Consider the following 23,992-nt stretch of genomic DNA (forward strand, 5'->3'; position numbering starts at 1 on the left):
CGTGCGCCGTCTTGCGCGGCGAGCGCGGCGTCGTGCAGGGTTTGGGCGGCGGGTTGCGTGAGCGGGGCGGCAGCCCACGAAGCGGTAGGGGAATTCACGCGCGGCGTTCCTCGGCAAGTTTGTTCAATGCACCGGTGCCGGCCTCGATCGCGAGGCAAACGCACCAGTAAAGCAGCACGGCCGTGACGAAGGCCGCGAACGGAATGAAGTAGGTCGACTGGATACCGGTCATTTCGTGCGTGAGCTCGTTGACGGCGATCACAGTCAGAAACGCGCTGTCTTTCACGATCTGGATGATCTGATTGCCGATCATCGGCATCGCGCGCAGGAAGATCGGCGGCAGGATGATCCGGCGCAGCAGCGTGAAACCTGAAAAGCCGTAAGCCGTGCCCGATTCGATCAGCGTAACGGGCAATTCACGCCACGCGCCGCGCAGCAGTTCGGCCATATACGCGGTGTTGTAGAGAATCAGCGCGATCGCGCCGGCCCACCAGTTCGACAGGCTGATGCCGAGCGTCGGCAGCCCGAAATAAATCAGATACACGAACAGCAGGAACGGCGCGCAGCGCATCGCATCGACGTAGGCCGTTGCCGCGCGCGCAATCGCCTTGCGCCTGGACATCAGCAGCGGTGTGAGCAGCGCACCGAGCACGAGCGACGCGAACGCCGACGAGACGAGCAGAATCACGGTATTGAGGAGGCCGGACAGCACGTCGGCGCGCTGCGCCCAGATCGTCGCGAAGTCGTGGATCATGCGGCTTCCCCTTGCCGCACGCGCGACTCGATGGTTCGCTGCACGCGCAGCAGCGCGTAGACGATCACGCTGTACAGCACGAGCGCGAACACGAACGGCGGCAGCGGCTCGTACGTATTCGAGCCGACGCGCAGCGCCGCGCGCGTGATTTCGACGATGCCGATTACGGCGACGGCCGGCGTCGATTTGATCTGCAGCGTCATTTCGTTGACGAGGCCCGGCAGGCTCGCGCGCCAGACCTGCGGCAGCACGATGCGGCGCATGCGGGTGAGCCGCGGCATCGCGAACGACAGTGCCGCGTCGTACTGATCGCGCGGAAACTCGATCAGCGCGCTGCGCCACACTTCGCAATTGAACGCGGACGTGCTGATGGTCAGCGCGACGATGGCCGCGGGCACCGGATCGAGCGACAAGCCGAACTGCGGCAGCGCGAAGAAAATCAGCAGCGTCAGCGTGACGGTCGGGCACGAGCGGACGATACTCACGTACGAATACACCGCGCGGTCGAGCACCGGCACGCGTGCCCAGCGGATCAACGCGAGCGCGAGGCCGAGCGGCACGCCGAGCACGATGCTCGCGAGCGACAGCGAGATCGTCGAGAGCGCGCCGCGCGTGATGCTCCAATAGTCGAATGCGGTCATCAGGCGGGCTCGTCTACGCAATCAGTTGATCGACTGCGGCATCGATTCGAAGCTCGCGCCGAACCACTTCTTCTGCATCGCGTACATCTCGCCGCTCTTGCGCAGGTCGAACAGAACGGCATTGATCATCTGAAGCGCGGCGGTATTGCCTTTCTTCACGGCCCACGCGATATAGACGGGCTGGCCGATCGCCTGGCCGAGCGCAAAATTGTCGGGACGCGTCTTGATCAGCGAGTTCAGGTTGATCTGCGTATTCGCGACCGCATCGAGCCGGCCGACGCCGAGATCCTGATACGCCTCCGGATACGACTGGTATTCGACGATCTGTTTGATGCCCTGGCCGCCATGCTTCTTTTTGAGGCCTTCGTCGTAGGCCTTCAGATCGGCGAGCATCGCACTGCCGGTCTGCACGCCGACCACCTTGCCGACGAGGTCGTCGCCCGACTTGATGCTGGAACCCTTCTTCGTCGCGAAGTACGTCGTCGATTCGACGAGCGGCGTCGTGAAGTCGAACGTGTTCTTGCGCTCGGGGGTGACGAGCACCGCGGTGACCGCCATGTCGTACTTGCCCGTCGTCACGCCGGGCAGGATGCCGGGCCACGGCATGATCTGCTGCCGCACTTCGACCGGCAGCTTCTTTTTCACGAGCGCGAGCATCTCGTTGTCGTAGCCGGTCGGTTTGCCGTCGTCGACGAATTCGAACGGCTTGAAGTCGTCTTCGGTGGCGACGGTCAGATAGCCGCGTGCCTTGATGTCGTCGGCGCCCGCCGCGTGGGCATGTGTCGCGAAGCCGAAGCCGAGACTCGAGGCGGCGAGCGCCGCGAACAGCGTCAGGACGACGGCGCGCCGGGCAGATGCGTGCGGTCGCGTGGCGAGGGCGGTAACGGCGGTGATGCTGGACTTGAAGCGGGACGGCATGTCATTCCCCTTTGCGGTTTGGATGCGGCGGTCGATGAGTCGTCGCTGCGAAACAGCGATATTTGTTTGCACACTTACGAGTTCGAACGCGTCGATGCAAATGACATGCCAGTGATGAGGTTTGCCGCGCCTGCGCGGCGTGTATGTGCGATGCGCACTGCGGCGGCCACTGCGCAGAGGGAGCGACGCACCAAAGCATCGCGGTAATGCACGTCGGGCAGCGTGTTTTGCACTGGTTTGGACCGGAGAAGCGAAGCGCGCTCGATGATTGGGGGCATAGGCCCGAACGCAAAATGGAACCATGACGAACCTCGCAAACGCAACGCGATGTACCGCCACCCGAACCCTTTCTTCCTGATACGATGTGTACTGACTAAATAGCGAATCAGAGGAGATCGGATGATGACTGAGGCGACCCATGACGGCATGGATGGCGGCGCGCCATGACCGTTCGCGCCCGCACCAAACGGACTGCCGCTCAAGCAGCGCCTGCCGCGCCCGCGCGCGCGGACGACGCCGATCCGTCCGAGTGGCGGCACACCGCGCTCGATGCGCGGCCCGGCTTTCTGATCCGCCGTCTGCATCAGATTCACGTCGCGCTGTTTATCGAGGAGTGCGCCCCGGAAGGGATCACGCCGGTGCAATACAGCATTCTGACGGCGCTCGATCAGATGGGGCCGTCGGAGCAGATTGCCTTGTCGAACGCGGTCGGACTCGATCGCGCGAATACGGCCGATGTGATTGCGCGGCTTGCCGAGCGGCGCTTTATCCAGCGGCGCGGTTCGCGCACGGACAAGCGCAAGAAGGTCGCGGAGCTGACCGACGTGGGGCGCGCATTGCTGGCGCGGCTCGAAACCGGCGTCGAGCGTGCGCATGAACGCACGCTGGCTGCGCTGCCGGCCAGCGATCGCAAGCAGTTTATGGAATATCTCGTGCGGCTCGTCGAAACGAACAACGAACTGAGCCGCACGCCGATCAGGCGCGAGCGTACACGCGAGTAGGCGAAGCTAGGCCTCCGGCTGCGCGCTCGCCAGCGCGTCGTGCACCGCTTGCGCGACCGCGAGCACGCCTTCGTCGTCGCCGCGCGCGCCGATCACCGAGAGCCCAAGCGGCGCGCCGTCGAACGACGTCCACGGCAGATTGACCTGCGGCAAACCGCCGAGCCCGGCGATGCATAGCATCTGCTGCGAGCGCACGCGCACTTCGTCGACTTCCGCGCCTGACGTGCCGATCAGCGGCGCGATCCACGGCAATGTCGGCATCACGATATAGGTATCGGGTTCCTCGAAGACGCGCGCGAGCGAGCGGATCGCATCGACGCGCACGCGCTGCGCGTCGTGCACCTGCGCGGGGTTGATCGTGACCGCAGCCTGCATGCGCTGGCGGATATCGGCGCCGAAGCTGTCGGGATGCCGCATCGCCCATGCGCCATGCTGTTGTGCGATCTCGGCCGCCTGCAGCACACGGAAGCCTTGCGCCCAGGTTTCGGGTTTGAGGCTCGCGGACGACAGCAGGCTCATTTCGAAGCGTTCCGACAAGACGTCGAATGCCGTGGCGAAGGCGGTCCGGACGCGCACGTGCAGCAGTGTGACGATGTCGTCGGGCAGGCACAGCATGACGCGTTCGGGCAAGGTTCGCGCGCGGGTCCGCGCGAGCACGTTGAAGACATCGGCGAGCAATCGGCCATCGCGCGTGAACCAGCCGACCGTATCGAAGCTGTGCGCGAGCGTGAAGCATCCGTTGCCGGCGATGCGGCCGTGCGTCGGCCGGATGCCCCAGATGCCGCAATAGCTTGCGGGCAGACGGATCGATCCGCCGCAGTCGGTGCCGAGGCCGATGTCCGCGTAGCCGGCCGCGACCGCGACGGCCGAGCCCGATGACGATCCGCCCGGTATGCGTGCCGGACTCGCAGGATTGCGCGGCGTGCCGTAATGGACATTGATGCCGGCAAGGCTGTACGTGAGTTCGTCGGTGACGGTCTTGCCGACCCATTGCGTGCCTTCTTCGAGCAGCATGCGCACGGCAAGCGCGGTGGAAGTGGCGACGGGCTGCGCGGCGGCCCACGTCGGGTTGCCGCAGCCCGCCCGCAGCCCTTCGATGTCGAACACGTCTTTGACCGCGAGACGCTTGCCCGCCAGAGCGGCTGCCGCCGATGCGCGCCGTGCCGCGAGATGCGCGGCCAGCTCTACGGCAATCGGCGTGGGCAACGCGTTGAAGCCATCGCGGACGAAGGCGCCATTGAGGCCCGGTTCGAGCAGTGTGTTCTCGTTCATCTGTCCATCCAGCTTACATGCGCGGCGACGACGCGCCATTCCTGATCGATCTTCACCCAGGTTTGCGACTGGCGTCCGATACGCGCTTCGCCTTCGCGTGTGAACGCGATGTTCGCGACCGCGTAATCGTGTCCGAATGTCGTGATCGAACGATCGACGACGGTTCGCATGAGGTTAGCGCCGGGCCGTCGCGCGCGAAAGGCGCGAATCTCGTCATATCCGTGCAAATTTTCGGTCGCCCCATAGCGCAGCGTATGCGGGCTGTTCCAGAACAACGTGTCGAGCATCTCGACATCGTTGGTGGTGAGCGCGGTTTCATACGCGTCGAATGCGGCGCTGACGGCGGCGTAGGTGGCAGGATCGTTGATCAGCATAGGGAAAAACGCGAAAGTGCGAGGCGAGTAATGCGGGCGTCCAGTGTTGCAGAAAAAGAGCGAGCGTGCATGCGGTTCGCGACGCGGCGTCAGCGTGCCTGCAGCGCAGCCTCGAACAGTGCGACGGGCGCTGCATAGACGCCGCGGCCGATGAGACCCGTGTGTCCGTCGGCGCCGATCATCGCGATGGCGGCGAGCGGTTCGATGCCGCGCCGCACGACGGCGGCGGCATCGAGTGCGCAATGCAATCTGCCATCGAATGCGGGATGCTGACCGGCGAGCAGAGCGGGTTGCGCATCGCGCCAGCCGGCGGGCAGCCACGCGGCGAATGCGCTCGCGGGTTCGGGCGCCAGCGCGAACGCGTGCGCGCCGAAGCCGGCTGCGTCGATCACGCCGCTGTCGCCGGTCAGCGGCGCGACGGGCAGGTGCGCGGCGACGCTGTCGAGGCGCGGCCCGGCAGGCGCCGCAGCCGCATGCGTGGTCCATACCGATGGCGTGCCCGCGAGCCGCACGCCGACTTCGCGGCCGTTGCCGGCCAGCGCGACGACGAGGGTCGATGCGGCGCTGTCGTTGTCATCGTCATCGGCGTGGTTCGCTGCGGCCGACATCATCAGATGACACGCGGCCATCCACAGCGTCAGAAAGAACAGCGGCGTATCGGCGAGCATTGCAGCGACAGACGGCTCGTCGACGAACGGCAATAGTTGCGCGCGCAGCGCGGCGGTTGCCGATGTCGTGCGTGCATGCAAATCGTCTCCGTCGGCAAGTCCGGCCGCCGCGAGCGGAAACAGGTCGATCGGGCCGATGCGCGCGAGCGCCGCGGCAAGATGGCTCGCAAGCACCGTGTCGCGCCATGCCAGCCGCGCAAGCACTTGCGGATTGCGGCTGCCGAAACGGATCTGCGCGCCCGCACCGCTGCCCAGCAGCGACCAGGCGCGGCGCGGTGCGGCCGATAGATGGGCGGCGTTCGATGCGCTCGCGTCCGCCACTTCGACGAGCGTCGACGACGGCGACACCACGGCGGCAAGCGGCGTCACGACGCCGAATGATTGCGCGCTGACCAGCTTGACCTGGCCGCTTGCGATCATCTGTTCGGCTTGCGCTTCGGTCGTCGCCCATTTTTCGTAGAGGCAGCACAGCACCGCTGACGACAGTACCGGTGGCGCAGGATTGCACGGGTCCGCATAAGGCGGCCCCGCGTGCAGCAGCGTGAAGTCGGGCAGGCCGACCGCGTCGCGGGCGCGCGCGACGGTGTGCCAATGCGGCCGCACCGCGTACAGGCGAGCAAGGGCACGCTGCGTTGCGTCGGCGTGGGACTCCGCGCGCGCGTCTGTCCCGGCACTGCGGGGCGCATCGTGGTTCATCGCATTCATCGCGAACCCACGCCGGGGCGCAGCCAGCCGCGTATGCGCGACCACAGCATTTTCCAGAACAGATTGCCCAGATCGAGCGGCGCATTGGCCGGCGGCGTTGCGGAAGGCGTCACTGCGGAAGGAGCCGCTGCGCGATTCGAAGAGGCCGATGGGTTCGCCGCCGTGGTGCTCGCGTGCGGCGCATCCGCGATTTGCGCGATGTGACTTTCGGCGCGTGTCCGAACTGCGTCGGGCGTCGGTTCGGCGTCGGCTGTTTCCAACGTGTCGGCCACCGGCGCAATCGCATCCGGCGCGGTGTTTTGCGTCTCGCTTTGCGCGCCGGCGTGATGTTGCTGCGCGTCGAGCTTCGCTTTCAGATTCTGTGCAAATGCGTCCGTCAGGCGCGTCGCGAGTTCCTTCACGATGCCGCCGCGCGAAAACTGCGCAAGCGTGCCGGCAATCGTGTAATCGACCTTGACGTCCACGCGCGTTTGCTCGGGCGAAATTGCATGCAGTGCAAACGCGGCCACGCCTTTCACGCGCGACGCGCTCTTGCGATCGACGCCGCCGCCGCTGACGCTGCCGCGCCGTTCGTTTTCGTCGAGTGTCATCTCGCCGTCGCCCGCGAAGCTCGCGACGATCGGGCCGAGCTTGACGGTCATCGCGAGCTTGAGCGCGCCATTGTCGGGCGGCGCGCTCAGCGTCGCACCGGGCAGACACGCGACGATGCCGGGCGTGTCATGAAACGAGGTCCACACGTCGTCGAGCGGATAGGCGACGGTAAAGCTTTGTTCGATTTCCATTGAGTCTCGCGAGCGGCAAAGATTAGAAGGCGGCGGATACGCTTGCGCAGCAGGTCAAACCGCGCTGGCCGCGGCCGCGGTCGACGCCCGGGAGGCGGGCGCGGCGGCGGCCGCGCGCCGCGCATCGAGCACGCGGCGGATCGCGCGGACGATACCGACATAGCCGGTGCAGCGGCACAGATTGCCCGCGAGTTCGTAGCGCACGCGCGCATCGTCGGCGTCGGGCAGACGGGTCACGATGTCGCGCGCGGTCACGAGCATGCCCGGCGTGCAATAGCCGCATTGCAGCGCGTGCTCGGCGGAAAACGCGGCGCGCAACTCGTTCATCAACGCGTCGTTGTCGAAGCCTTCGATCGTGCGCACCTGCGCGCCCGCGCACGCAATGGCCGGCGTGATGCACGAGCGCGCCGGCGCGCCGTCGATCTGCACCGTGCAGGCGCCGCAGACGCCCTGTTCGCAGCCGATGTTCGTGCCGGTCAGCAGTTGCGTTTCACGCAGGAAGTCGGCGAGATTCGTGCGCGGTTCGACGAAGGCGGCGACCGGCGTGTGGTTGACGGTCAGTTGCAGCGGTTTTTTCAGCGCGTCGGTCATTGCGGGTTCCTGCCATCAGTGCGGAGCGTCGCGGCCGCGCGTTCGAGGGCGACGCGATGCACCTGGTATTCATAGCTGCCCGGTTCGAGGCCTGCGTCGAGCAGATGCGGTTCGAGCGTGGCCGGTTGCGGCGCATCGATCAATGCGCGCGCGTCGGCGATCAGATGCGGCGGGCCGTCGAGTGCGCCGATCACCGCGCGGCAGATGCCTGCCGCGCTATCGTCGATAAACAGCGCGATCGCTTCGGCGAACTCGCCGGGTTTGCGGTTGAACTTGTAATAGCTCCAGCGCGCGCCGGTGGTCAGCTTGCGGATGCGTACGCCGGTCAGCAGCTCGTCGGGTTCGAGCGCGGTCGTGAAGGCGCCGGCCATCCAGTCTGCGCTTTTGACGATGCGTTCGCCTTGCGGGCCTGCCACGAGAAAGTCCGCATCGAGCCCGCACATCACGTTGATCCAGTCCGCTGCCGGGTCCGCATGCGCGAGACTCCCGCCGAGCGTGCCGCGATTGCGCACGGCGCGGTAGGCGATGCCGCGCGCGACGTAGGCCATCAGACCTTGCGTGTAGTCGTCGACCATGCGGTCTTCGATCTGCGCGTGCGTGATGCCCGCGCCCAGCACGCCGAATGCGCCTTCATCGCGGCACGCGCGCAACGCGGCGATGCCGCGCACGTCGACGAGCAGTTCCGGTTGCGCGAAACGCAGGTTCATCATCGGGCCGAGCGACTGGCTGCCGGCAACGAACTTGCCGATGCCGTCGCTCGCGGCGACGAGGCGCACCGCATCGTCGCAGTCCTGCGGCTTTTCGTAGTCGAATGCAGCGGCTTTCATGCGGGTACTCCTTTAGCGGCATCGCTGCGCGCGGCGCTCGCTTGCGCGAGCGCTTCGAGCACGGCGCGCGGCGAGACTGGCAGACGCGTCACTTCGGCGCCAAGCGGCCGCAATGCATCGTTGACCGCATTCGCGATCGCGGCGGTCGAGCCGATCGCGCCCGATTCGCCGATGCCTTTCTGGCCGAACTCGGTGTAGGGAGCCGGCGTTTCCATATGCTCGATGCGGATCGGCGGCACTTCGGTTGCGCCGGGCAGCAGATAGTCGGCAAGCGTCGAGGCGAGCGGCTGGCCGTCTTCGCTATACGGCATCGCTTCGTAGAGCGCGGTGCCGATGCCTTGCGCGGCGCCGCCATACACCTGGCCGTCGACGACCATCGGATTGATCAGCACACCGCCGTCTTCGACGATCACGTAGTCGAGAATCTCCGTGAGTCCGAGCGCGGTATCGACGGCAACGACGACCGCGTGGCATGCATAGCTGAAGGTGCCCGTGTCTCGCTTCGCCTGATACGTGGTCGCGACTTCGAGTCCGCGTGGGTCGACATCGGGCGGCAGCAGCTGCGGTTTCAGGTACCACGTGTGCGCGATCTGCTCGAGCGTGCACGATGCACCGTCGGCGCCGAGCACGGCGCCCGGTTGCCAGCTCGCGTTTTCGACGGGCGTTTTCAGCAGCCACGCGCCGATTTTCAGCAGCCGTTGCTTGAGTTCCTTCGCGGCCTGTCCGACCGCGCCGCCGGCCATCACGATCGAGCGCGAGCCCCAGGTGCCGGTCGAGTAGGGCGTGACGCCCGTATCGCCGAGCACGACACGGATTCGATCGGTATCGATGCCGAGCACGTCGTGGGCGATCTGCGCGAGCGTCGTCTCCATGCTCTGGCCATGCGAGTGCACGCCCGCGCGTATTTCGAGCACGCCGTCGGGCGTCAGGCGCAGCACCGCGGGCTCGCGCCCCGGCACCATCGGAATGCCCCAGCCGTGATAAACGGAGGTGCCGTGCGCGCCCTGTTCGCAGAACACCGCGATGCCCAAGCCGATCCGGCGTCCATCCGCCTCGCCGCGCTGCTGTCGCGCGCGCACCGCGGGCAGGTCGATCGCGGCGACCGCGCGGCGCACCGCTTCAGGATAGTCGCCGCTGTCGAAATGCTTGTTCGTGATGTTGTCGAACGGCATTTCATGTGGTTCGACCAGATTGCGCAGCCGGACTTCGTGCGGCTCGAGACCGGCCGCCACCGCAATCGCGTCCATCATCGTTTCGATCGCATAGCAGACGCCCGTGCGCGCCACGCCGCGATACGGCAGGATCGGCGGCTTGTTGGTCGCGACCGACCACGTGCGGCAGCGATAGCGGTCCATCTTGTACGGGCCGGGCAGAATGCTGCCGACTTGCGCCGCTTCGAGGCACGCCGAAAAGGGATACGACGAATACGCACCCGAATCGACGGTTGCTTCGCATTCGACTGCAATCAGACGTCCGTCACGCTGCGCATACGCGGTGATGTCGTAGTCGTGCTCGCGGCAATTCGCGTTTGCGGTCAATTGCTCGCGGCGGTCTTCGAGCCAGCGGACCGGCCGCTCGAGCTGCATCGCGAGCCACCCGCAGCACACCTCTTCGGGCAGCAGAATGCCCTTGTAGCCGAAGCCGCCGCCCACGTCGGGCGCGATGACGCGCACCTGGCCTTCGTCGAGACCGAGACACTGCGCGAGACCCGTGCGCGTGATATGCGGCATCTGCGCCGACGTGTGCACGATCAATTGCGCAAGCCGCTTGTCCCAGTGCGCGACGACGCCGCGGCCCTCCATCGGCGCCATGCTCTGGCGCGACGTTCGCAGCTTGCGTTGTACGCGGATCGGGGCGGTACGGCGGATGTCGTCGAGATCGGTTTCGACTTTCGCGTCGACGAAGGTTTCGAGGAATACGTTGTCGCCCCAATGCTCGTGCACGAGCGCGGAGCCTTCGCTGCGCGCGTCGAGCATATCGACGACCGCGGGCAGCTCTTCGAAGTCGACAAACACCTGCGCGGCGATATCCTCGGCTTCGGCGCGTGTGGCGGCCACGCACATCGCGATCATTTCGCCAACCTGACGAACCTTGCCTCGCGCGAGAACAGGCTGTTCGGACGACTTGAAGCCCGGCAGCCCCGAGTTCGCGACGATCGGCTGCACGCCTTCGAGATCGGCGTGGGTATACACCGTATGCTCCTGGCCCACGGGCTTTTCGATGCCGACGATATGACCGTGTGCGATCGGACTGCGCACGAACGCGACGTCGAGCATGCCGACCATGCGGATGTTGCCGACGTATTCGCCGCGCCCGTGCATGAAGCGCGCGTCTTCCTTGCGCTCGAGCGACGCGCCGATGCCTTGCGGGCGGTCCGACGGTTGCCTGACGGGTCGTTTGATCATCTTGGAGTATTCCTCGCGGCGTGAAGGGGAGATCGAAAGCCGGTGTTGCGCCGTGCTTGCGCTTACGCGGCCCGCGCGAGCGGCAGGCTCGGCGAGTTCGCGTCGTAGCGCACGCCGTCGCGCACGCACAGCACGGGTGTCAGCATGCGGTCGGTGACGACCTGCGTGCCCTCGTTGTCTTCGAGCACCCAGCGGCCGCGGCGGTCTTCGAGCACGCTGATGTCGGCCACGCCGCCCGGCTTCAACGTGCCGAGCTCGCCTTCCATGCCGATCATGCGCGCCGCGTTCGACGTGACCATCCGCACGACCTGTTCGAGCGGCAATCCGAGCGCGAGCATGCTCGTCATCGCGCTGACGAGACTGAATTGCGTGCGGCCGAGGAACGAGTGTTCTTCGTCAGGGTGGCTATCGGGGGTGCCTGCCGGCGCCGGCAGGTGCGTGTTGTAGCCGTGCATATCGGCGCCGAGCGTGTCGGGCACGACGCCCGCATCGAGCACGATGCGCGCCGTTTTGAAACTGAAGTGCGAGCCGTGGCCGACGTCGATTTTCAGACCGCGCGCAATCGCTTCGGGCACGAGCGGATGCAGCTTGCCGTTTTCCTCGACGAAGCCGCCCGGGTGGCGGCTGAACGGGTGCGCGAGGATATCGCCGGGCTTCAGCGTTTCGACGACCTGATTGAAGATCGAATCGGGATTGACGGGCAAGCCGCCGCTTTCCGGTTTGGGCCACAGCTGACCGAAATGGATATAAACGGGCAGTCGCGCGTCGCGGCCGATCTGCGACGCGATCTTCATGACATCGAGGCCCCAACGCGCGAAGCCGCCGATTTCGGCATGCGCCTTCACGCCTTTCACGAGGTCGGTATTCGCGCGTGCGGCTTTCACGGTCGCCGATGCGTCGAGACATTCGGGGCGATAAAGTTCGGGGTAGTAGTGTCCCTCGAGGCCGCCGACGATATAGGCGGAGATAAACGCGAGCACGCGCGTTTTCGACGGTTCGGCGATAAAGCTGCGAAACCCCGGAATCGTGATGCAGCTGGGGCCGCCCTGGTCGACGAGCGTCGTGACGCCGGAGCGTACGCCGCACATGTCGGGGTTCAGCCCGAAGCGGCCGGTCACGTACTGATAGACGTGCGCATGCGTGTCGATGAGGCCCGGCAGCACGAGCCGGTCCTTGCAGTCGATGATTTCGGCAATCGGCGCGGTCGCGGCAAGGTCGGGGCCGATCGCGGCAATGCGCTCGCCTTCGACGAGGATGTCGAGCGTCGCGTCGAGACCGGCTGCGGGATCGATCACTCGGCCGCCTTTCAGTAGAACCTGGGTCATAGCGGATATCGGGCTGGTTGGCTGTGGGAAATGCGTGGTGTACCGCAAATACCATGCCGGTTTTCAATGCGGGCGGGCAAAGCGCGTGAGGAGGCGCGACCTCATGCGGCGCGTGAGGGTCCGCACGGCATTTGCATGGACAGGCGGCGGCGCACGTGCGTGCCCGCCGTCGACGCCTTGGTGGTGCGGCCGCGCACCGGATCAAGGCGTCGCGCATGGTTATGGTGAATTGTGTGGTGTACCTCGATTATTTATTCGCGCGCGCCGATTCGCTAGAATGCAGCGCATCCGGTGTTGCGGCGTGCGCGCGAGCGAGCGCATTTGCCGGCCGCTTAGTGAGCCTCTTAGTCAGCCTCTTAGTCAGCCTCTTAGTCAGCCTCTTAGTCAGCCCCTTAGTCAGCCTGTTTGCCAGCTTGTTTGCCCAGGACCAAAGACCCATGTCGACTACGATCAACGATGAAACCGCCGCAAGTTCGGTTAGCGAAGCGTTGCGCGCATGGCAGGCGCGTTCGCCGCTGTTCAGCCGGCCCGGCTTCCTGATTCGCCGCATGCATCAGATTCACGGTTTTCTGTTTGCCGAGGAAACGGCGGAATTCGATGTCACGCCCGTGCAGTACAGCCTGCTGACGGCGCTCGACGCGCTCGGCGAGATCGATCAGAACTCGCTAGCGATTGAAATCGGCCTCGAGCGTTCGAGCGTGGCCGAGGTGATGCCGCGTCTCGAAGGGCGTGGGCTGATCGAGCGGCGTCAGGCCGACTACGACCGGCGTGTGAAGCTCGTCAAGCTGACGCGGCAGGGCAAGCGCCTCGTCGCGAAGATGGCGCCCGCGGTGCAGCGTGCGCACGACCGCACGATCGAGCATCTGCCGCCCGACGAGCGCGATCTGTTCATGCTGCAACTGATCCGGCTCGTCGAGGCGAACAACGAGAACAGCGTGGTGCCGTTCCGCTTGCCGCAGGATTGATCGCGAAAGCGACTGCGTGGCTCACCGGCCACGCAGTCACGCGGCTGCATGCCGAGACTATGCAAGCACCGTGAATTCCACTTCCACCGGATGCAGCGCGTTGATCGGCACGATGTCTTGCGGGCATGCGGAAAATACGAACACGCAATCCATCGCGGCCTTGATGTCGACGTAGTCGCCGGCCTTCGATACAGGGGGCAGCCACTCGATCGAATAGTCGGGCTTCACCGGAATGTTCATCCACAGGTTGAACGGCTGCGGCACTTCGCGTGCACGCAGGCCGATTGCCTTGAGCGCGAGCCGCATGTTGTCCGCGCAATTGTCGTGATAGCCGGTTACGCCCAGGTTCCGGTAGCGGTACAGGTCGCAGGCGGCGATCAGCGTGTCGTGCACGCCCGGCGACGTGTCGGCGATCAGTTCGGCGATCGGGCGGCGCTGGTTCGTCACGAGCGGGTCGCCTGCTTGCGGAATCACCTTGTCGATAAAGGCGCGCGTATGCTCGAACGACAGAAACTCGTTCAGATGCGCGGCGTTGAAAATCCATGTATCGCAGACCTGCGTGCCGTGCGTGTTTGTCACGCGTATCGTTTGGCCCGCTTTCACGCGCACGGCGCGGCCGCAGCGCGCCGGAACCGTGTAGGTGCGGCCGGGCTCGGGCGTGCCGTCGGCGGAAATCGGCTCGTGCAAGGTCGCGTTTTCGCCGAGTGCGCTGCCGTTGTCGTCGTGCGTGTGCGCGTGGCTTTCGGTGGCGGCGAGGGTGGCTGTGGTCATTACTGGTTCCTTTTGTACGGGTGGTGTCGGGTTCCGGAAGGCCCGCGTCGAGCTTCGGGGTCGGGTCGTCACGGTGTTCCGGGTCTTCAGTCAGGGCGCTTCGTTGCAAAGCTCGACGAGGCAGTGCGCGAGGGCACGCGTGCCGAGCACGAGATGTTCGTCGGCGGTGGCTTCGAGCGGGTTATGGCTGATGCCGGCGCGGCTCGGCACGAAGATCATCGCGGTTGCGCAGTGCTTCGCGAGATGCAGCGCGTCATGAAACGCGCCGGAGACGATCGGTTGCGAGCGCACGCCCAATGCATCGCAGGCCGCCCGCACACGCGCGATGGCGGAGTCGGCGAAATGCACGGGCGCGTGCTCGAATAGCGGTTCGAGATGCACGTCGGCGCCGTGTTGCGCCATGCAATCGGCGAGCGCCGCGTCGAAGCGTGCGAGCACCGCAGGCTCGGGATGCCGGAAGTCGACGGTGAAGGTGACTGCCGACGGAATCGTATTGATCGAGTTCGGTTCGATGTGCCAGCTGCCGAACGTGATGCGTGCCGCTTCTCCGCCGAGTTCGAGCGCGAACGCTTCGATTGCGCCGCGCACGCGCACCGCGAGCGTCATCGCGTCGCGGCGCACCTGCATCGGCGTCGTGCCCGCGTGCGCGGCCGCGCCGCTGCAACGGACCGAATGCCAGCGCACGCCTTGAATACCGGTCACGACGCCAAGCGGCGTGGCGGCCAGTTCGAGCAATGGTCCCTGTTCGATATGCAGTTCGATAAAGGCATGGACGGGAGCCAGGGTACGCGTTGCGAGCGCGGGAAATTCGCTGCGATGCGCATCGAGCGTCGCGCCGAACGTGACGCCGGCCGCATCGCTGACCTTCCGGTAACCGTCGAGCCGCGACGGGTCGACGAACGTGCTCGAGCCCATCGCGCCAGGCTGAAAGCGCGAGCCTTCCTCGTTGGTCCAGATTGCGACTTCGAGCGGACGGCGCGTGCGGATTTTCGCATCGGCAAGCGCGGCGAGGCATTCGAATCCGGCCAGCACGCCGTACGCGCCGTCGAGCCGGCCGCCGGTCGGCTGCGTGTCGATATGGCTGCCGGTCATGACCGGCGGCAGGTCTTCATCGCCGGCGCGGCGGAAAAAGAGATTCGCGCACGCGTCGGTCGAGACCGTGCAGCCAAGCGCCTCTGCGCGTTCGATAAGGCCGCGCCGTGCGCTGAATTCGAGTGCCGACAGCGCGGGGCGATCGACGCCGCCGTCGCCGCGCGCGCCGATCGTTGCGAGCGCATCGATTGCGTCGATCAGGCGGGTGGCGTCGACATGCTGGGCTGCGCGTAGTGCGCCTGTCGTGTCGTGGGAGAGTGGGGTCATGTCGTTTGCGTGTCCGTGCGCCGCAGGCGCGTCGCCTGGCTGATGCGATGCCAGTTCGAGAATAGTGAAAGCGTGCGATCGTTGTGTACGACGCGCACGAGGCGATGCTTTAAGCATGATGTATGCCGGAATGCGTGCCCGCGTCAGCGACGGCCCCGTTATTTTTCGTCTAAGCTGAACCGCGATGTCGAATATTGCCGATCCGACCATCATGGAGAGCGTCGAAATGACGAACACGAAGCGCCGGCGTGTCAGCGCCGCTATCGCCGCCGGCGGGATCACGGGCGGCTTGCTGCCGGCCGCGTTGAGTCACGCGGCGAGCGGCGCATCGGCGGGCGGATCCTCGTCGACGCACCCCGTGCAGCCTGAAACCCTGAGCTTCGAGCCCAACGGCTGGATTCCGAATAACCAGCGCTTGCCGGTACTCGTCTATCGCGCGGCCGTGCCGATTTCGGGCAGCGACCCTGCTGCATCGTTCGAGCAGGCGTTCGCGCGTAACGGCTGGCCGCCGCAATGGCGCAATGGCATTTACAGCTTCCACCATTTTCATCCGTCGACGCACGAGGTGCTCGGTTTCGCGGGCGGCAGCGCGCGGCTCGTGCTCGGCGGACCCGAGCCGATCGGGCGCGAGGTGCGGGTGAATGCCGGCGACGTCGTGGTGCTGCCGGCCGGCACCGGTCATTGCAAGCTCGAGGCAAGCGCGGATTTTCTGGTGGTCGGCGCGTATCCGCCCGATGAGGATATCGGTATCAGCCGTGTCGGTTTATCCGCGGCGCAGCTACAGGCGATGCGGCAGGTGGTGTTTCCGCAATCGGACCCGTTGACGGGGCGCGACGGGCCGTTGGCGAAGCTGTGGCGGACTGCTTGAGGCAAATACCTGGCGCGTCAGCCTTCCGTATGAAATTCGGGCAGCACGTACTGCGCGAGTTCTTCGATCACTTCGCGCGGCGCTCGCGGCGACGACGGCAGATTCAGCGAAACATGATGCGTGCCATGCTCGCGCATCGCGCGCAGTAACGCGGCGAGCGCATGCCGCCCGGCGCGATAACCAAGCGCGAGCGGCGTCGCGGGCTCGTCGGCAGCGTCGCTGAGTTCGAGCCGCAGCGCTGCGCCGAATGCGCGGAATTGGCCTGGCGCCGATCGTTCGACGGCGGCGCGCCACATGCTGTGCCGCGCCTGCTGCGCGTCGGGCTCGCGATGGTAGGTCATCCAGCCGATCGAATGACGCGCGATCCAGTCGACGCTTTGCCCGCCCGACCCGACCGCAAGCAGCGGCACAGGCTGCGGCGCTTGCGGCAGTAGCGTGAAGGCGGGCGCGCCATCGGGCGCTGCGTCGGGAATCACGCGCGCGGCCGGCCCGACCGCGGCTGCTACCGTTTCCCAATGCCGCCGATACAGTTCGCGGCGCGCGTCGCCGTTTGCGCCGAATGCCGCATATTCAGGCGGCCGGTCGCCGGAGCCGAGGCCCAGAATAAAGCGGCCGCGCGACAGGTTCTGCACCGAGATCGCGCCTTTCGCGATATGCAGCGGATGGCGTAGTGTCAGCACGATCGCGCCGCTGACGAGCGCGATGCGTGCCGTGTTCGATGCGAGCGCACCGAGCAGAACCCACGGGTCCAGATGTCCGACCGGGTCCGGATAGTCGGCGCTGTTAAGCGGTACGTCGCGGACCCACAAGGCGCGATACCCGAGCGCGTCCGCGCGTTGCGCGAGTGCGATCTGTTCGTTGAAGTCCGCGACGATCTGCCCGGCCGGCAGCAGCGGCAACGTCAAGCCGATCGACAGATGGCCCGCGCGAAATACGCGCCGTTCAACCGGTTCGTTCGACGCGCTGTTTGCGCGGGTGTCGGCAAGGCGGTCGGCGGGGCCGTCAGCGTGAGCAGGCATCGGATGCTTTCGATCGGGGCAGGGCGGGACAGACGTGCTCGATGTGCATCGATGTTATCACCGCGCCTCGTTGCGCGAAGAAGACACGTTGCCGCCGGCCGCCCCGCTAGGCGACCACTGCCCCGATTTTATGCCGGCTCAGCTCGCGAATATCGCGTGTTTCGAGCACCGGTTGCGCCGCGCCCTCGCGCGCAAGCGTGAGCATCGCGAGACCGATGTCCTGCGTCGACAGCACGAGGCTCGGCAGTAGCATGCGCAACGGTGTGAGCAGCGGCGCGAGCAACGCATAGAGCGCGCGATAAATGCGTGTCTTCGAGCGAGTCCCGTGCAAAGGCTGAATGACGCCGGGGCGCATCAGATAGACGGCCTTGAACGGCAATCGCTGCAGTGCATTTTCAGTGCGGCCCTTGACGCGCGCCCACATCGTGCGGCCTTGCTCGGTGCTGTCGGTGCTCGCGCCCGAGACGAACACGAAGGTCATGCGTGGATTCAGGCGCGCGAGCGTTCGTGCGGCGGCCATCGTGAAGTCGTGCGTGATGCGCGTATAGTCCGCTTCGCTCATTCCCAGCGACGATGTGCCAAGACAAAAGAAGCACGCATCGAAGCCGCACAGCGATCCCTCGATCGAACGGAAGTCGGTGAAGTCGCGATGGACGAGATCGTAGAGCCGCGGATCGAGCTGGCCGGTCGGCGTGCGGCCGACGGTCTGCACATATTGCACGTCGGGTGCGCGCAGGCATTCGCGCAACACGCCCTGGCCGACCATGCCGGTCGCACCGAATATCAGGATTCTCATGGCGGGCCTCCTTCGGCCTCGTGACACGACAGTTCAATAGCGGTGGAACAAAAGCGGTCGAACCGTGGAAAGCATTTACGCGAGCGCCGGCAACGCCGGTTCCGGGCCGCTCGTCGCAAAGTCCGTCGATGCGCTGACTTCGCGCCAGCGCATTGCATATTCCGCGCGGGTGTTTTCGGCTGCGCCGCAGTAGTGCAGCGCATCGCTGCCTAACAGCAGATGCGGCGGCAAATGATCGTGATACGCAAGCCGCAGGATCAGCTGCGCGACTTTCGCCGGGTCGCTCGCCTCGTTGCCGACATGATCGCGCAGCAGCTCGAGCAGCCTGCCTACCGACGGTTCGTATTCGGCAAATAGCGGAGGAATCGCACGGCCTGCCTCGTGGCTCCACTCGGTTTTCATGCCGCCGGGTTCGAGCGCGGTGACATGCACGTTAAACGGCGCGAGCTCCTGACTGATCACCTCCGTGAAACCGCCGACTGCCCACTTCGCCGCCTGATACGCGGAAAGGCCCGCCGCGCTCGTGCGTCCGCCTACCGACGAGATCTGGAAAATGTGGCCTGCGCGTTGCCGCCGCAGCACCGGCAACGCCGCGCGCGTCACGTTGACGACGCCGTAGAAGTTCGTGTCGATCTGCGCGCGAAAGTCCGCGGCCGGCGTTTGTTCGAATGGCGCGATATGACCGAAGCCCGCGTTATTGACGAGCACGTCGAGACGTCCGAACGCGTCGAGTGCGGTCTGCACCGCTTGCGCGGCGGCTAACGCATCGGTGACGTCGAGCGCCGCCGCGCGCATCTGTGTTCCGTAGCGGTCGGCCAGATCGGCGAGCGTGCGGGGATCGCGTGCGGTCGCCACGACGTATTCGCCCGCTGCGAGGGCGGTTTGCGCGATTGCGCGGCCAAGGCCGCGCGCGCTTCCGGTGATCAGCCAGACCTTGGGCCGGGTTTCAGTAGACATCGTGGTTTCAACCTCCTTATGAATGTGTACTCACTCAATTAAAGTGGTAAAAAAATTCACCTCGAAATCGCATTCCAGAACGCCTCAAAGCCGGCGTTGCGATAGCGCTCGGCATGAGCGGGGTCGCGGGTCATGAATTCCATGGTGGTTTCCGCAAGGGCGCTCATGATGGCCGAGATAAAGGCGGGCGGGTGATCGCGCAGCACGCCCTTCGCAATGCTTTCCTGTACGAGCAGATTGACGTCGGCGAAGGCCTGCATGCCGGCCGTCTTCGCCTGTTCCGAAACGCGCTCGGACACCGACAGCTGCGCGAGGGAGCGCCGCTTCGCCGGGTTCGCAACGCCCCATTCGACGAAGCGTTGCCACACATGACGCGCGCGCGCTTGCAGGCTGCCCGCCTTCGGATATTGCGCCATCATGACCTCGCGCATTTCGGCCTTCAGTTCGAGGTAGATCTGGTTGAGCAGATCGTCTTTCGTATCGAAGTACGTAAACAGTGTGCCTTCCGCGACACCCGCGAGCTTTGCGATGCGCGACGTCGGCGCGCCGAGCCCTTGCTCCGCGATGACTTCGATCGCGGCGGCAAGAATGGCATTGCGTTTGTCTTCGCTTCTCGGTCGGGCCATGCAGAAACGTGGCGGCTAATAAATGAGTGTGGGCTCAATATTAACGTGATGAACGTGCGCGCCGCAAGTGCTTTCGATGAATCTCGACGACGGCTCGCGTCGATCACGAATTTGCCTGGCCGGCATGATCGGCTCGATCGTCGCGCTGCTGTTATTCGTCGCGGCCATCGCGATGTCGTGGTTCGGCGATGCGTTCATGCGCGGCCTGTCCGTCGTGCCGATGGTAATTGCGCTGGCGGGTGTGGCGTGCATCGCGGTCATGATGCTGCTCGTGACGATGGGGCCGGTCTGGCAGGGCGCTGCAGTCGGCATGCTGGTGCTCGCAGCGCTTGGCCTGACGTTCGAGCATTTCGATTTGCAGCAGTCGATTGTGTATCTCGCGGCGTTGAAGCCATCGCGTTGGGCATAGCGTGTTGCGACGGCGCAGACCTGTGCAGCAACCACAGATGACGAGGCGCCGCTTGCCCCGGCGCGAAGGCGATGTGTCTATACCAATGTATAGTGCGGCCGCGCCGTGCGACGCGCGTTGCACCTCGCTCGAGGCCTATCGATCTAATGGCCGCTGCAGCCTCGACGATTGATCGCGCGGTCGATGCACGCGAGAATCGTTTCGCCGTCGACAGGTTTCGTCAGAAAGCAGGTAGCGCCATTCGCTTCGGCGACGCTGCGCAGTTCATGATCGGGAAATGCGGTGATGAACACCATCGGAATCGGCAAGTGCCGCTCGCGCAGCGCGGTCTGCAAGTCGATGCCGCTCATGCCGGGCATCTGCATGTCGGAGATCACACATGCTGTGTTGTCTATGCATCCGGACGACAGAAACGCTTCCACAGATATGAAAGTGCGACTTTGCACGCCGAACGAGCGAAGGAGATTGGCGGTGGCGAGGCGAACAGATTCGTCGTCGTCGATAATCGACACCACCTGAGAGGGAAGCAAACTCGGCATTGCGAACCTGGATTACAAGAAAATACCGTTGCTGTCGCAACGAGCCATCACAGGTTACCGGACGCGCCTCGCTTCACAACTATATATAGGTATAAGTGCGGGGCGGTGCATGCCGTGCGACGCTTCGCATCAAGCCTGCTCTTCGCGGATTTTCAAGATCACTGCCTGATGGAGCAGGTCCGCGAGCGTGCGCGCGCCCATCTTCTTCATCGCCTGGCCGCGGTGAACTTTCACGGTGATTTCGCTCAAGCCCAGTTCGCCCGCGATCTGCTTGTTGAGCAGGCCCTTTGCGACCATCGTCATGACCTGCTGTTCGCGTGCCGACAGCGACTGGAAGCGCTGCTTGAGTTCGGTCAGCGATTTGCGCGACTCGCGCCGCGCGCGGTCGTTGCTGATCGCGCGCGTGACTGCATCGAGCAGGTCCTGGTCGCGAAAGGGTTTGGTGAGGAAGTCGACGGCGCCCGCTTTCATCGCCTGCACGGTCATCGGGATATCGCCATAGCCCGTCATGAAGATGATCGGCAACTCGACGCCCGCGCGGGCCAGGTCGTTCTGGACGGTGAGCCCGCTGTCCGCTTTGAGCCGCACGTCGAGCACGATGCATGCGGGCGCATCGGGCCAGTTCGCGGTGAGCAGGCTGTGTGCGGACGCGAATGCTTCGACGTGCATGCCGACCGAGCGAAGCAGGTTCGCGAGCGCGCCGCGAAACGAATCGTCGTCGTCGACGACGAAGACGACCGGGTCCGGATCGATCGGCGTGCTGTTGCCGTCGCGGGATGCGGCGGCCTTCTCGGATGCATGTGGAAGTTGGGCCATAATCGAATTCGCGTTTGTATTTGCGTGCACGCGGCGCCGTTGGCCGCTATTTGGGTTACGGGTGCCGCGTACACGTTGAAGGTGCGCGACGCCCGTGTGCGGTTCGGCCCGCGCGTCGCAGGAAGGAAACCGGCGCGGCGAAATCAGGCTGCGGCAATATCTTCGCATGTCTGATCGTCGCGCGCATCCAGCAATCGAACGTCGTGCGCCGATGAAATTCTGGAGACGCATAAAAAATGTCCGATCTATTCCGCGCCGGTTCCGACCGCCGCACCGCGGCCCGGCCGGGCGGCGCCGGCGTGGCGGCGCAGACGCAACGTCGGATGCCCGGGGGCACGCGCCTGCGTTGCCAGCAGCCCGAACCTGATTCACCGCGCAAAATCCGCGCGCGCATCGCCATCGCGGCGGCGATCGCTGCCGCGATCTTCACGCTCGACGCGCTGACGCCGCTCGACATCGCCATCGCGGTGCTCTATGTCGTCGTCGTGCTGATCGTCGCGCCGATCTGTTCGCGGCGCTCGATGATCGCCGTGTGTTCCGCGCTGATGTCGATGACCGTGATCGCGTTCGTGATGTCGCACGGCGGCGCCTATGGGGGAGCGCCGGTCGGGCGTTTTATCGTGAGCCTCGCGGCAATCGGCATCACCGGGTTTCTGACGCTGAAGAACATCGCCGCCACCGACGTATTGCGCGAGCAGGTGACGCTGCTCGATCTGACGAGCGATGCGCTCATTGTCTACGACATGAAACGCAGCATCTGCTTCTGGAACCGCGGGGCGCATGCGCTCTATGGCGTGTCGGCCGACGAGGCGATCGGCCGCGCGCCGCATGAAGTGGTGCGCACCGCGTTTCCGCGGCCGCTGGCCGTCATGTTCGCCGAACTGTTGCGCACGAATCGCTGGGAGGGCGAGCTCGCGCAAACGTGCCGCGACGGCCGCGAGCTGATCGTCGCAAGCCGCTGGACGCTGCAGCGCGACGCGCAGGGCCAGCCGCTCGCGGTGCTCGTCACGAACAACGACATCACGCAGCGCAAGCGCATGGAGATCGAGATCGGGCGGCAGCAGCAGGAGATTCGCGCGGCGATCGACGCGATTCCGGCGATGGTGTGGGTGTCGTCGGCGGACGGGCACCCGGTGTTCGTCAACGAGCGCTGGTCGGAATTCGGCGTGCCGCTCGAGCGGATCGGCGACAGCTGGCATACGCTCGTGCATCCCGACGATCTGCCGCAGATGCAGCACGACTGGCAGCACGCGCTCGCGACCGGCACGTCGCTCGAAAACGAGTCTCGCGTGCGGCGCGGCGACGGCACGTGGCGCTGGTCGCTGCTGCGCGCGACGCCGCTCATCGACGACGCAGGCCGCATCGTGCGCTGGTACGGCGTGACGACCGATATCGAAGAGCACAAGCGCGCGGCCGAGGCGCTTGCGCGCAGCGAGTCGTTCCTCGCCGAAGCCGAGACGCTGAGCCAGACCGGCAGTATCGGTTTTTCGGTGCCGCACTTCGGGATGTTCTGGTCGAAGCAGGCGTACCGTATTTTCGGCTATCCGGACGAGGCCGAGCCGTCGCTGCAGGCGATGCTCGCGCGCGTGCATCCCGACGATCACGCGCGCGTATCGTCGCTGATGAAAACGGCGGCCGCCGATCGTAACGACCTCGACGCCGAGTTTCGCTTATCGATGCCTGACGACGATGTCAAACGCGTGCATCTGGTCGCGCATGTGGTCGCGCGCGTGGGCCGAGAAGGCGATGAGCAGAACGAATATCGCGGCGCATTGATGGATGTGACCGAAGCGCGCAACGTGCAGGACGCGCTGCATCGCTCGCTCGCGGAGCTTGCGCACGTGACGCGCGTGACGACGCTCGGCGAGCTGTCCGCGTCGATCGCGCACGAAGTGAGTCAGCCGATCGCCGCGATCATGACGAACGGCGATGCGGGCATGCGTTGGCTCGAGCGCGACGAACCGGAACTGAACGAGGTGCGCGAAGCGCTGAGCAACATGCTGCGCGATGCGCGGCGCGCGGGCGGCATCGTGCAGCGCATTCGCGCGCTGGCAAAGAAGAGCGCGCCGAATCGCGTGCCGTTCGACCTCAATGCGCTGCTCGAGGAGTCGGCGGTACTCGTGCAACGCGAGATCGGCGTGCATGCGATCGACCTGCGTTTGCAGCTTGCGCAGGGCGCGCTGACGATTGTCGGCGACCGCGTGCAATTGCAGCAGGTCGTCATCAATCTGATGATGAACGCGATCCAGGCCATGGCATCGACCGTGGACCGGCCGCGGCGTCTCGCCGTGTGCTCGTCCTGCACGCAGGAAAACCAGGTGCGGGTCGATGTCGAGGACAGCGGACCCGGCATCGCCGAGGCGGATTTGCAGCGGCTTTTTCAGCCGTTCTTTACGACGCGCGCCGAAGGCATGGGCATGGGCCTGTCGATCTGCCGCTCGATTGTCGAGTCGCACGGCGGCAAAATTCGTGCTTACGCGCAACCGGGGCTCGGCGCGACGATGAGTTTCGTGCTCCCGAATTGTTCTTCTCTGCTTTCAGTTGCGGTGGATGGTACCAAAGTATAGGTCGATGACACCTATACACCGATGCAGGGAACCTTTG

The 23,992-nt window shown here is 65.3% G+C and carries 24 protein-coding genes; 5 read left to right on the top strand and 19 right to left on the bottom strand.

Translation table 11 applies throughout. From position 1 onward, the window contains the following. Window positions 1-94 precede the first annotated feature (94 nt). Genes BTO02_RS26720 through BTO02_RS26730 form a run of 3 tightly spaced genes read right to left on the bottom strand, consistent with a single transcriptional unit; the run spans window position 95 to window position 2,313 of the window. Window positions 95-754 (bottom strand): amino acid ABC transporter permease, encoded by a 660-nt coding sequence (locus BTO02_RS26720; protein WP_075160139.1) that lies wholly within the window; start codon window positions 752-754, stop codon window positions 95-97. After that, the gene (locus tag BTO02_RS26725) at window positions 751-1,395 is read right to left on the bottom strand and encodes an amino acid ABC transporter permease (protein WP_075160140.1); all 645 of its coding nucleotides are present in this window, start codon (window positions 1,393-1,395) and stop codon (window positions 751-753) included. Before BTO02_RS26725 ends, BTO02_RS26720 begins: the two co-directional genes overlap by 4 nt. A gap of 21 nt (window positions 1,396-1,416) precedes the next feature. Beyond that, a complete protein-coding gene (locus BTO02_RS26730; protein WP_083615527.1) occupies window positions 1,417-2,313 on the bottom strand; it encodes a transporter substrate-binding domain-containing protein in 897 nt (298 codons plus the stop codon). A gap of 443 nt (window positions 2,314-2,756) precedes the next feature. On the opposite strand from BTO02_RS26730, the gene BTO02_RS26735 reads away from it, so the two are divergent. Continuing rightward, complete coding sequence (locus tag BTO02_RS26735) at window positions 2,757-3,314, top strand: MarR family winged helix-turn-helix transcriptional regulator (protein ID WP_075160141.1); 558 nt, start codon at window positions 2,757-2,759, stop codon at window positions 3,312-3,314. Between the two features lie 6 nt (window positions 3,315-3,320). Here the strand turns inward: BTO02_RS26735 and BTO02_RS26740 are convergent, their stop codons facing one another. From BTO02_RS26740 to BTO02_RS26775, 8 genes are all read right to left on the bottom strand, one after another. Further along, complete coding sequence (locus BTO02_RS26740) at window positions 3,321-4,586, bottom strand: amidase (RefSeq protein ID WP_075160142.1); 1,266 nt, start codon at window positions 4,584-4,586, stop codon at window positions 3,321-3,323. Further along, window positions 4,583-4,960, bottom strand: a complete 378-nt coding sequence (gene hpxZ, locus BTO02_RS26745; RefSeq protein ID WP_075160143.1) for an oxalurate catabolism protein HpxZ — start codon at window positions 4,958-4,960, stop codon at window positions 4,583-4,585. The genes BTO02_RS26740 and hpxZ overlap by 4 nt, the downstream gene beginning before the upstream one ends. A gap of 89 nt (window positions 4,961-5,049) precedes the next feature. Further along, window positions 5,050-6,324: an oxamate carbamoyltransferase subunit AllG family protein gene (locus tag BTO02_RS26750; RefSeq protein WP_075161419.1), complete on the bottom strand. Its 1,275-nt coding sequence runs from the start codon at window positions 6,322-6,324 to the stop codon at window positions 5,050-5,052. A gap of 5 nt (window positions 6,325-6,329) precedes the next feature. After that, window positions 6,330-7,115, bottom strand: coding sequence for an SRPBCC family protein (locus BTO02_RS26755; protein WP_075160144.1), 786 nt, complete (start codon window positions 7,113-7,115; stop codon window positions 6,330-6,332). A 54-nt stretch (window positions 7,116-7,169) separates the two neighbouring features. After that, window positions 7,170-7,706 (bottom strand): (2Fe-2S)-binding protein, encoded by a 537-nt coding sequence (locus BTO02_RS26760; RefSeq protein WP_075160145.1) that lies wholly within the window; start codon window positions 7,704-7,706, stop codon window positions 7,170-7,172. Then, window positions 7,703-8,533 (bottom strand): FAD binding domain-containing protein, encoded by an 831-nt coding sequence (locus tag BTO02_RS26765; RefSeq protein WP_075160146.1) that lies wholly within the window; start codon window positions 8,531-8,533, stop codon window positions 7,703-7,705. The genes BTO02_RS26760 and BTO02_RS26765 overlap by 4 nt, the downstream gene beginning before the upstream one ends. Further along, the gene (locus tag BTO02_RS26770) at window positions 8,530-10,938 is read right to left on the bottom strand and encodes a xanthine dehydrogenase family protein molybdopterin-binding subunit (RefSeq protein ID WP_075160147.1); all 2,409 of its coding nucleotides are present in this window, start codon (window positions 10,936-10,938) and stop codon (window positions 8,530-8,532) included. The genes BTO02_RS26765 and BTO02_RS26770 overlap by 4 nt, the downstream gene beginning before the upstream one ends. Window positions 10,939-11,000: 62 nt before the next feature. Continuing rightward, complete coding sequence (locus tag BTO02_RS26775; protein WP_075160148.1) at window positions 11,001-12,263, bottom strand: amidohydrolase/deacetylase family metallohydrolase; 1,263 nt, start codon at window positions 12,261-12,263, stop codon at window positions 11,001-11,003. 437 nt (window positions 12,264-12,700) lie between these two features. Here BTO02_RS26775 and BTO02_RS26780 point away from each other — a divergent pair, with 437 nt between their 5' ends. Further along, a complete protein-coding gene (locus tag BTO02_RS26780; RefSeq protein ID WP_075160149.1) occupies window positions 12,701-13,228 on the top strand; it encodes a MarR family winged helix-turn-helix transcriptional regulator in 528 nt (175 codons plus the stop codon). A 57-nt stretch (window positions 13,229-13,285) separates the two neighbouring features. On the opposite strand, the gene BTO02_RS26785 is transcribed toward BTO02_RS26780, so the two are convergent. Together BTO02_RS26785 and BTO02_RS26790 are read right to left on the bottom strand one after the other, a co-directional pair. Next, a complete protein-coding gene (locus BTO02_RS26785) occupies window positions 13,286-13,999 on the bottom strand; it encodes a DUF1989 domain-containing protein (protein ID WP_075160150.1) in 714 nt (237 codons plus the stop codon). 90 nt (window positions 14,000-14,089) lie between these two features. Continuing rightward, on the bottom strand, window positions 14,090-15,358 hold the full coding sequence (locus tag BTO02_RS26790; protein WP_075160151.1) for a M20 family metallo-hydrolase: 1,269 nt from the start codon (window positions 15,356-15,358) through the stop codon (window positions 14,090-14,092). Between the two features lie 184 nt (window positions 15,359-15,542). On the opposite strand from BTO02_RS26790, the gene BTO02_RS26795 reads away from it, so the two are divergent. Further along, window positions 15,543-16,226 (top strand): cupin domain-containing protein, encoded by a 684-nt coding sequence (locus BTO02_RS26795; protein ID WP_232243557.1) that lies wholly within the window; start codon window positions 15,543-15,545, stop codon window positions 16,224-16,226. A gap of 17 nt (window positions 16,227-16,243) precedes the next feature. On the opposite strand, the gene BTO02_RS26800 is transcribed toward BTO02_RS26795, so the two are convergent. From BTO02_RS26800 to BTO02_RS26815, 4 genes are all read right to left on the bottom strand, one after another. Beyond that, window positions 16,244-17,245 carry a TIGR03571 family LLM class oxidoreductase gene (locus BTO02_RS26800; RefSeq protein WP_075160152.1) on the bottom strand — a complete coding sequence of 334 codons (1,002 nt, stop codon included), beginning with the start codon at window positions 17,243-17,245 and terminating at the stop codon, window positions 16,244-16,246. Window positions 17,246-17,351: 106 nt separating this feature from the next. Next, window positions 17,352-18,041 carry an epimerase gene (locus BTO02_RS26805; RefSeq protein WP_075160153.1) on the bottom strand — a complete coding sequence of 230 codons (690 nt, stop codon included), beginning with the start codon at window positions 18,039-18,041 and terminating at the stop codon, window positions 17,352-17,354. Between the two features lie 75 nt (window positions 18,042-18,116). Beyond that, complete coding sequence (locus tag BTO02_RS26810; RefSeq protein WP_075160154.1) at window positions 18,117-18,998, bottom strand: SDR family NAD(P)-dependent oxidoreductase; 882 nt, start codon at window positions 18,996-18,998, stop codon at window positions 18,117-18,119. Window positions 18,999-19,054: 56 nt separating this feature from the next. Then, window positions 19,055-19,624: a TetR/AcrR family transcriptional regulator gene (locus BTO02_RS26815; protein WP_075160155.1), complete on the bottom strand. Its 570-nt coding sequence runs from the start codon at window positions 19,622-19,624 to the stop codon at window positions 19,055-19,057. Between the two features lie 76 nt (window positions 19,625-19,700). On the opposite strand from BTO02_RS26815, the gene BTO02_RS26820 reads away from it, so the two are divergent. Beyond that, a complete protein-coding gene (locus tag BTO02_RS26820; RefSeq protein WP_075160156.1) occupies window positions 19,701-20,033 on the top strand; it encodes a hypothetical protein in 333 nt (110 codons plus the stop codon). Window positions 20,034-20,176: 143 nt separating this feature from the next. Here the strand turns inward: BTO02_RS26820 and BTO02_RS26825 are convergent, their stop codons facing one another. After that, window positions 20,177-20,572: a response regulator transcription factor gene (locus BTO02_RS26825; RefSeq protein WP_075160157.1), complete on the bottom strand. Its 396-nt coding sequence runs from the start codon at window positions 20,570-20,572 to the stop codon at window positions 20,177-20,179. Between the two features lie 129 nt (window positions 20,573-20,701). Further along, window positions 20,702-21,388 carry a response regulator transcription factor gene (locus BTO02_RS26830; protein WP_083615395.1) on the bottom strand — a complete coding sequence of 229 codons (687 nt, stop codon included), beginning with the start codon at window positions 21,386-21,388 and terminating at the stop codon, window positions 20,702-20,704. A gap of 236 nt (window positions 21,389-21,624) precedes the next feature. Between BTO02_RS26830 and BTO02_RS26835 the strand changes: the two genes are divergently transcribed. Then, the gene (locus BTO02_RS26835; RefSeq protein WP_232243558.1) at window positions 21,625-23,955 is read left to right on the top strand and encodes a sensor histidine kinase; all 2,331 of its coding nucleotides are present in this window, start codon (window positions 21,625-21,627) and stop codon (window positions 23,953-23,955) included. Window positions 23,956-23,992: the final 37 nt, after the last annotated feature.

It is taken from the genome of Paraburkholderia sp. SOS3, from assembly GCF_001922345.1.
In the GTDB taxonomy this organism is placed as follows: domain Bacteria; phylum Pseudomonadota; class Gammaproteobacteria; order Burkholderiales; family Burkholderiaceae; genus Paraburkholderia.

What these genes read in the sequence shown, in the direction of transcription:
- BTO02_RS26775 (WP_075160148.1), bottom strand. Translation starts at nt 12,263, where the DNA reads ATGACCCAGGTTCTACTGAAAGGCGGCCGAGTGATCGATCCCGCAGCC.
- BTO02_RS26730 (WP_083615527.1), bottom strand. Translation starts at nt 2,313, where the DNA reads ATGCCGTCCCGCTTCAAGTCCAGCATCACCGCCGTTACCGCCCTCGCC.
- BTO02_RS26785 (WP_075160150.1), bottom strand. Translation starts at nt 13,999, where the DNA reads ATGACCACAGCCACCCTCGCCGCCACCGAAAGCCACGCGCACACGCAC.
- BTO02_RS26720 (WP_075160139.1), bottom strand. Translation starts at nt 754, where the DNA reads ATGATCCACGACTTCGCGACGATCTGGGCGCAGCGCGCCGACGTGCTG.
- BTO02_RS26815 (WP_075160155.1), bottom strand. Translation starts at nt 19,624, where the DNA reads ATGGCCCGACCGAGAAGCGAAGACAAACGCAATGCCATTCTTGCCGCC.
- BTO02_RS26740 (WP_075160142.1), bottom strand. Translation starts at nt 4,586, where the DNA reads ATGAACGAGAACACACTGCTCGAACCGGGCCTCAATGGCGCCTTCGTC.
- BTO02_RS26810 (WP_075160154.1), bottom strand. Translation starts at nt 18,998, where the DNA reads ATGTCTACTGAAACCCGGCCCAAGGTCTGGCTGATCACCGGAAGCGCG.
- BTO02_RS26805 (WP_075160153.1), bottom strand. Translation starts at nt 18,041, where the DNA reads ATGAGAATCCTGATATTCGGTGCGACCGGCATGGTCGGCCAGGGCGTG.
- BTO02_RS26725 (WP_075160140.1), bottom strand. Translation starts at nt 1,395, where the DNA reads ATGACCGCATTCGACTATTGGAGCATCACGCGCGGCGCGCTCTCGACG.
- BTO02_RS26760 (WP_075160145.1), bottom strand. Translation starts at nt 7,706, where the DNA reads ATGACCGACGCGCTGAAAAAACCGCTGCAACTGACCGTCAACCACACG.
- BTO02_RS26835 (WP_232243558.1), top strand. Translation starts at nt 21,625, where the DNA reads ATGTCCGATCTATTCCGCGCCGGTTCCGACCGCCGCACCGCGGCCCGG.
- BTO02_RS26765 (WP_075160146.1), bottom strand. Translation starts at nt 8,533, where the DNA reads ATGAAAGCCGCTGCATTCGACTACGAAAAGCCGCAGGACTGCGACGAT.
- BTO02_RS26795 (WP_232243557.1), top strand. Translation starts at nt 15,543, where the DNA reads ATGTCGAATATTGCCGATCCGACCATCATGGAGAGCGTCGAAATGACG.
- BTO02_RS26820 (WP_075160156.1), top strand. Translation starts at nt 19,701, where the DNA reads ATGAATCTCGACGACGGCTCGCGTCGATCACGAATTTGCCTGGCCGGC.
- BTO02_RS26780 (WP_075160149.1), top strand. Translation starts at nt 12,701, where the DNA reads ATGTCGACTACGATCAACGATGAAACCGCCGCAAGTTCGGTTAGCGAA.
- BTO02_RS26770 (WP_075160147.1), bottom strand. Translation starts at nt 10,938, where the DNA reads ATGATCAAACGACCCGTCAGGCAACCGTCGGACCGCCCGCAAGGCATC.
- BTO02_RS26750 (WP_075161419.1), bottom strand. Translation starts at nt 6,324, where the DNA reads ATGAACCACGATGCGCCCCGCAGTGCCGGGACAGACGCGCGCGCGGAG.
- hpxZ (WP_075160143.1), bottom strand. Translation starts at nt 4,960, where the DNA reads ATGCTGATCAACGATCCTGCCACCTACGCCGCCGTCAGCGCCGCATTC.
- BTO02_RS26825 (WP_075160157.1), bottom strand. Translation starts at nt 20,572, where the DNA reads ATGCCGAGTTTGCTTCCCTCTCAGGTGGTGTCGATTATCGACGACGAC.
- BTO02_RS26800 (WP_075160152.1), bottom strand. Translation starts at nt 17,245, where the DNA reads ATGCCTGCTCACGCTGACGGCCCCGCCGACCGCCTTGCCGACACCCGC.
- BTO02_RS26755 (WP_075160144.1), bottom strand. Translation starts at nt 7,115, where the DNA reads ATGGAAATCGAACAAAGCTTTACCGTCGCCTATCCGCTCGACGACGTG.
- BTO02_RS26790 (WP_075160151.1), bottom strand. Translation starts at nt 15,358, where the DNA reads ATGACCCCACTCTCCCACGACACGACAGGCGCACTACGCGCAGCCCAG.
- BTO02_RS26830 (WP_083615395.1), bottom strand. Translation starts at nt 21,388, where the DNA reads ATGGCCCAACTTCCACATGCATCCGAGAAGGCCGCCGCATCCCGCGAC.
- BTO02_RS26735 (WP_075160141.1), top strand. Translation starts at nt 2,757, where the DNA reads ATGACCGTTCGCGCCCGCACCAAACGGACTGCCGCTCAAGCAGCGCCT.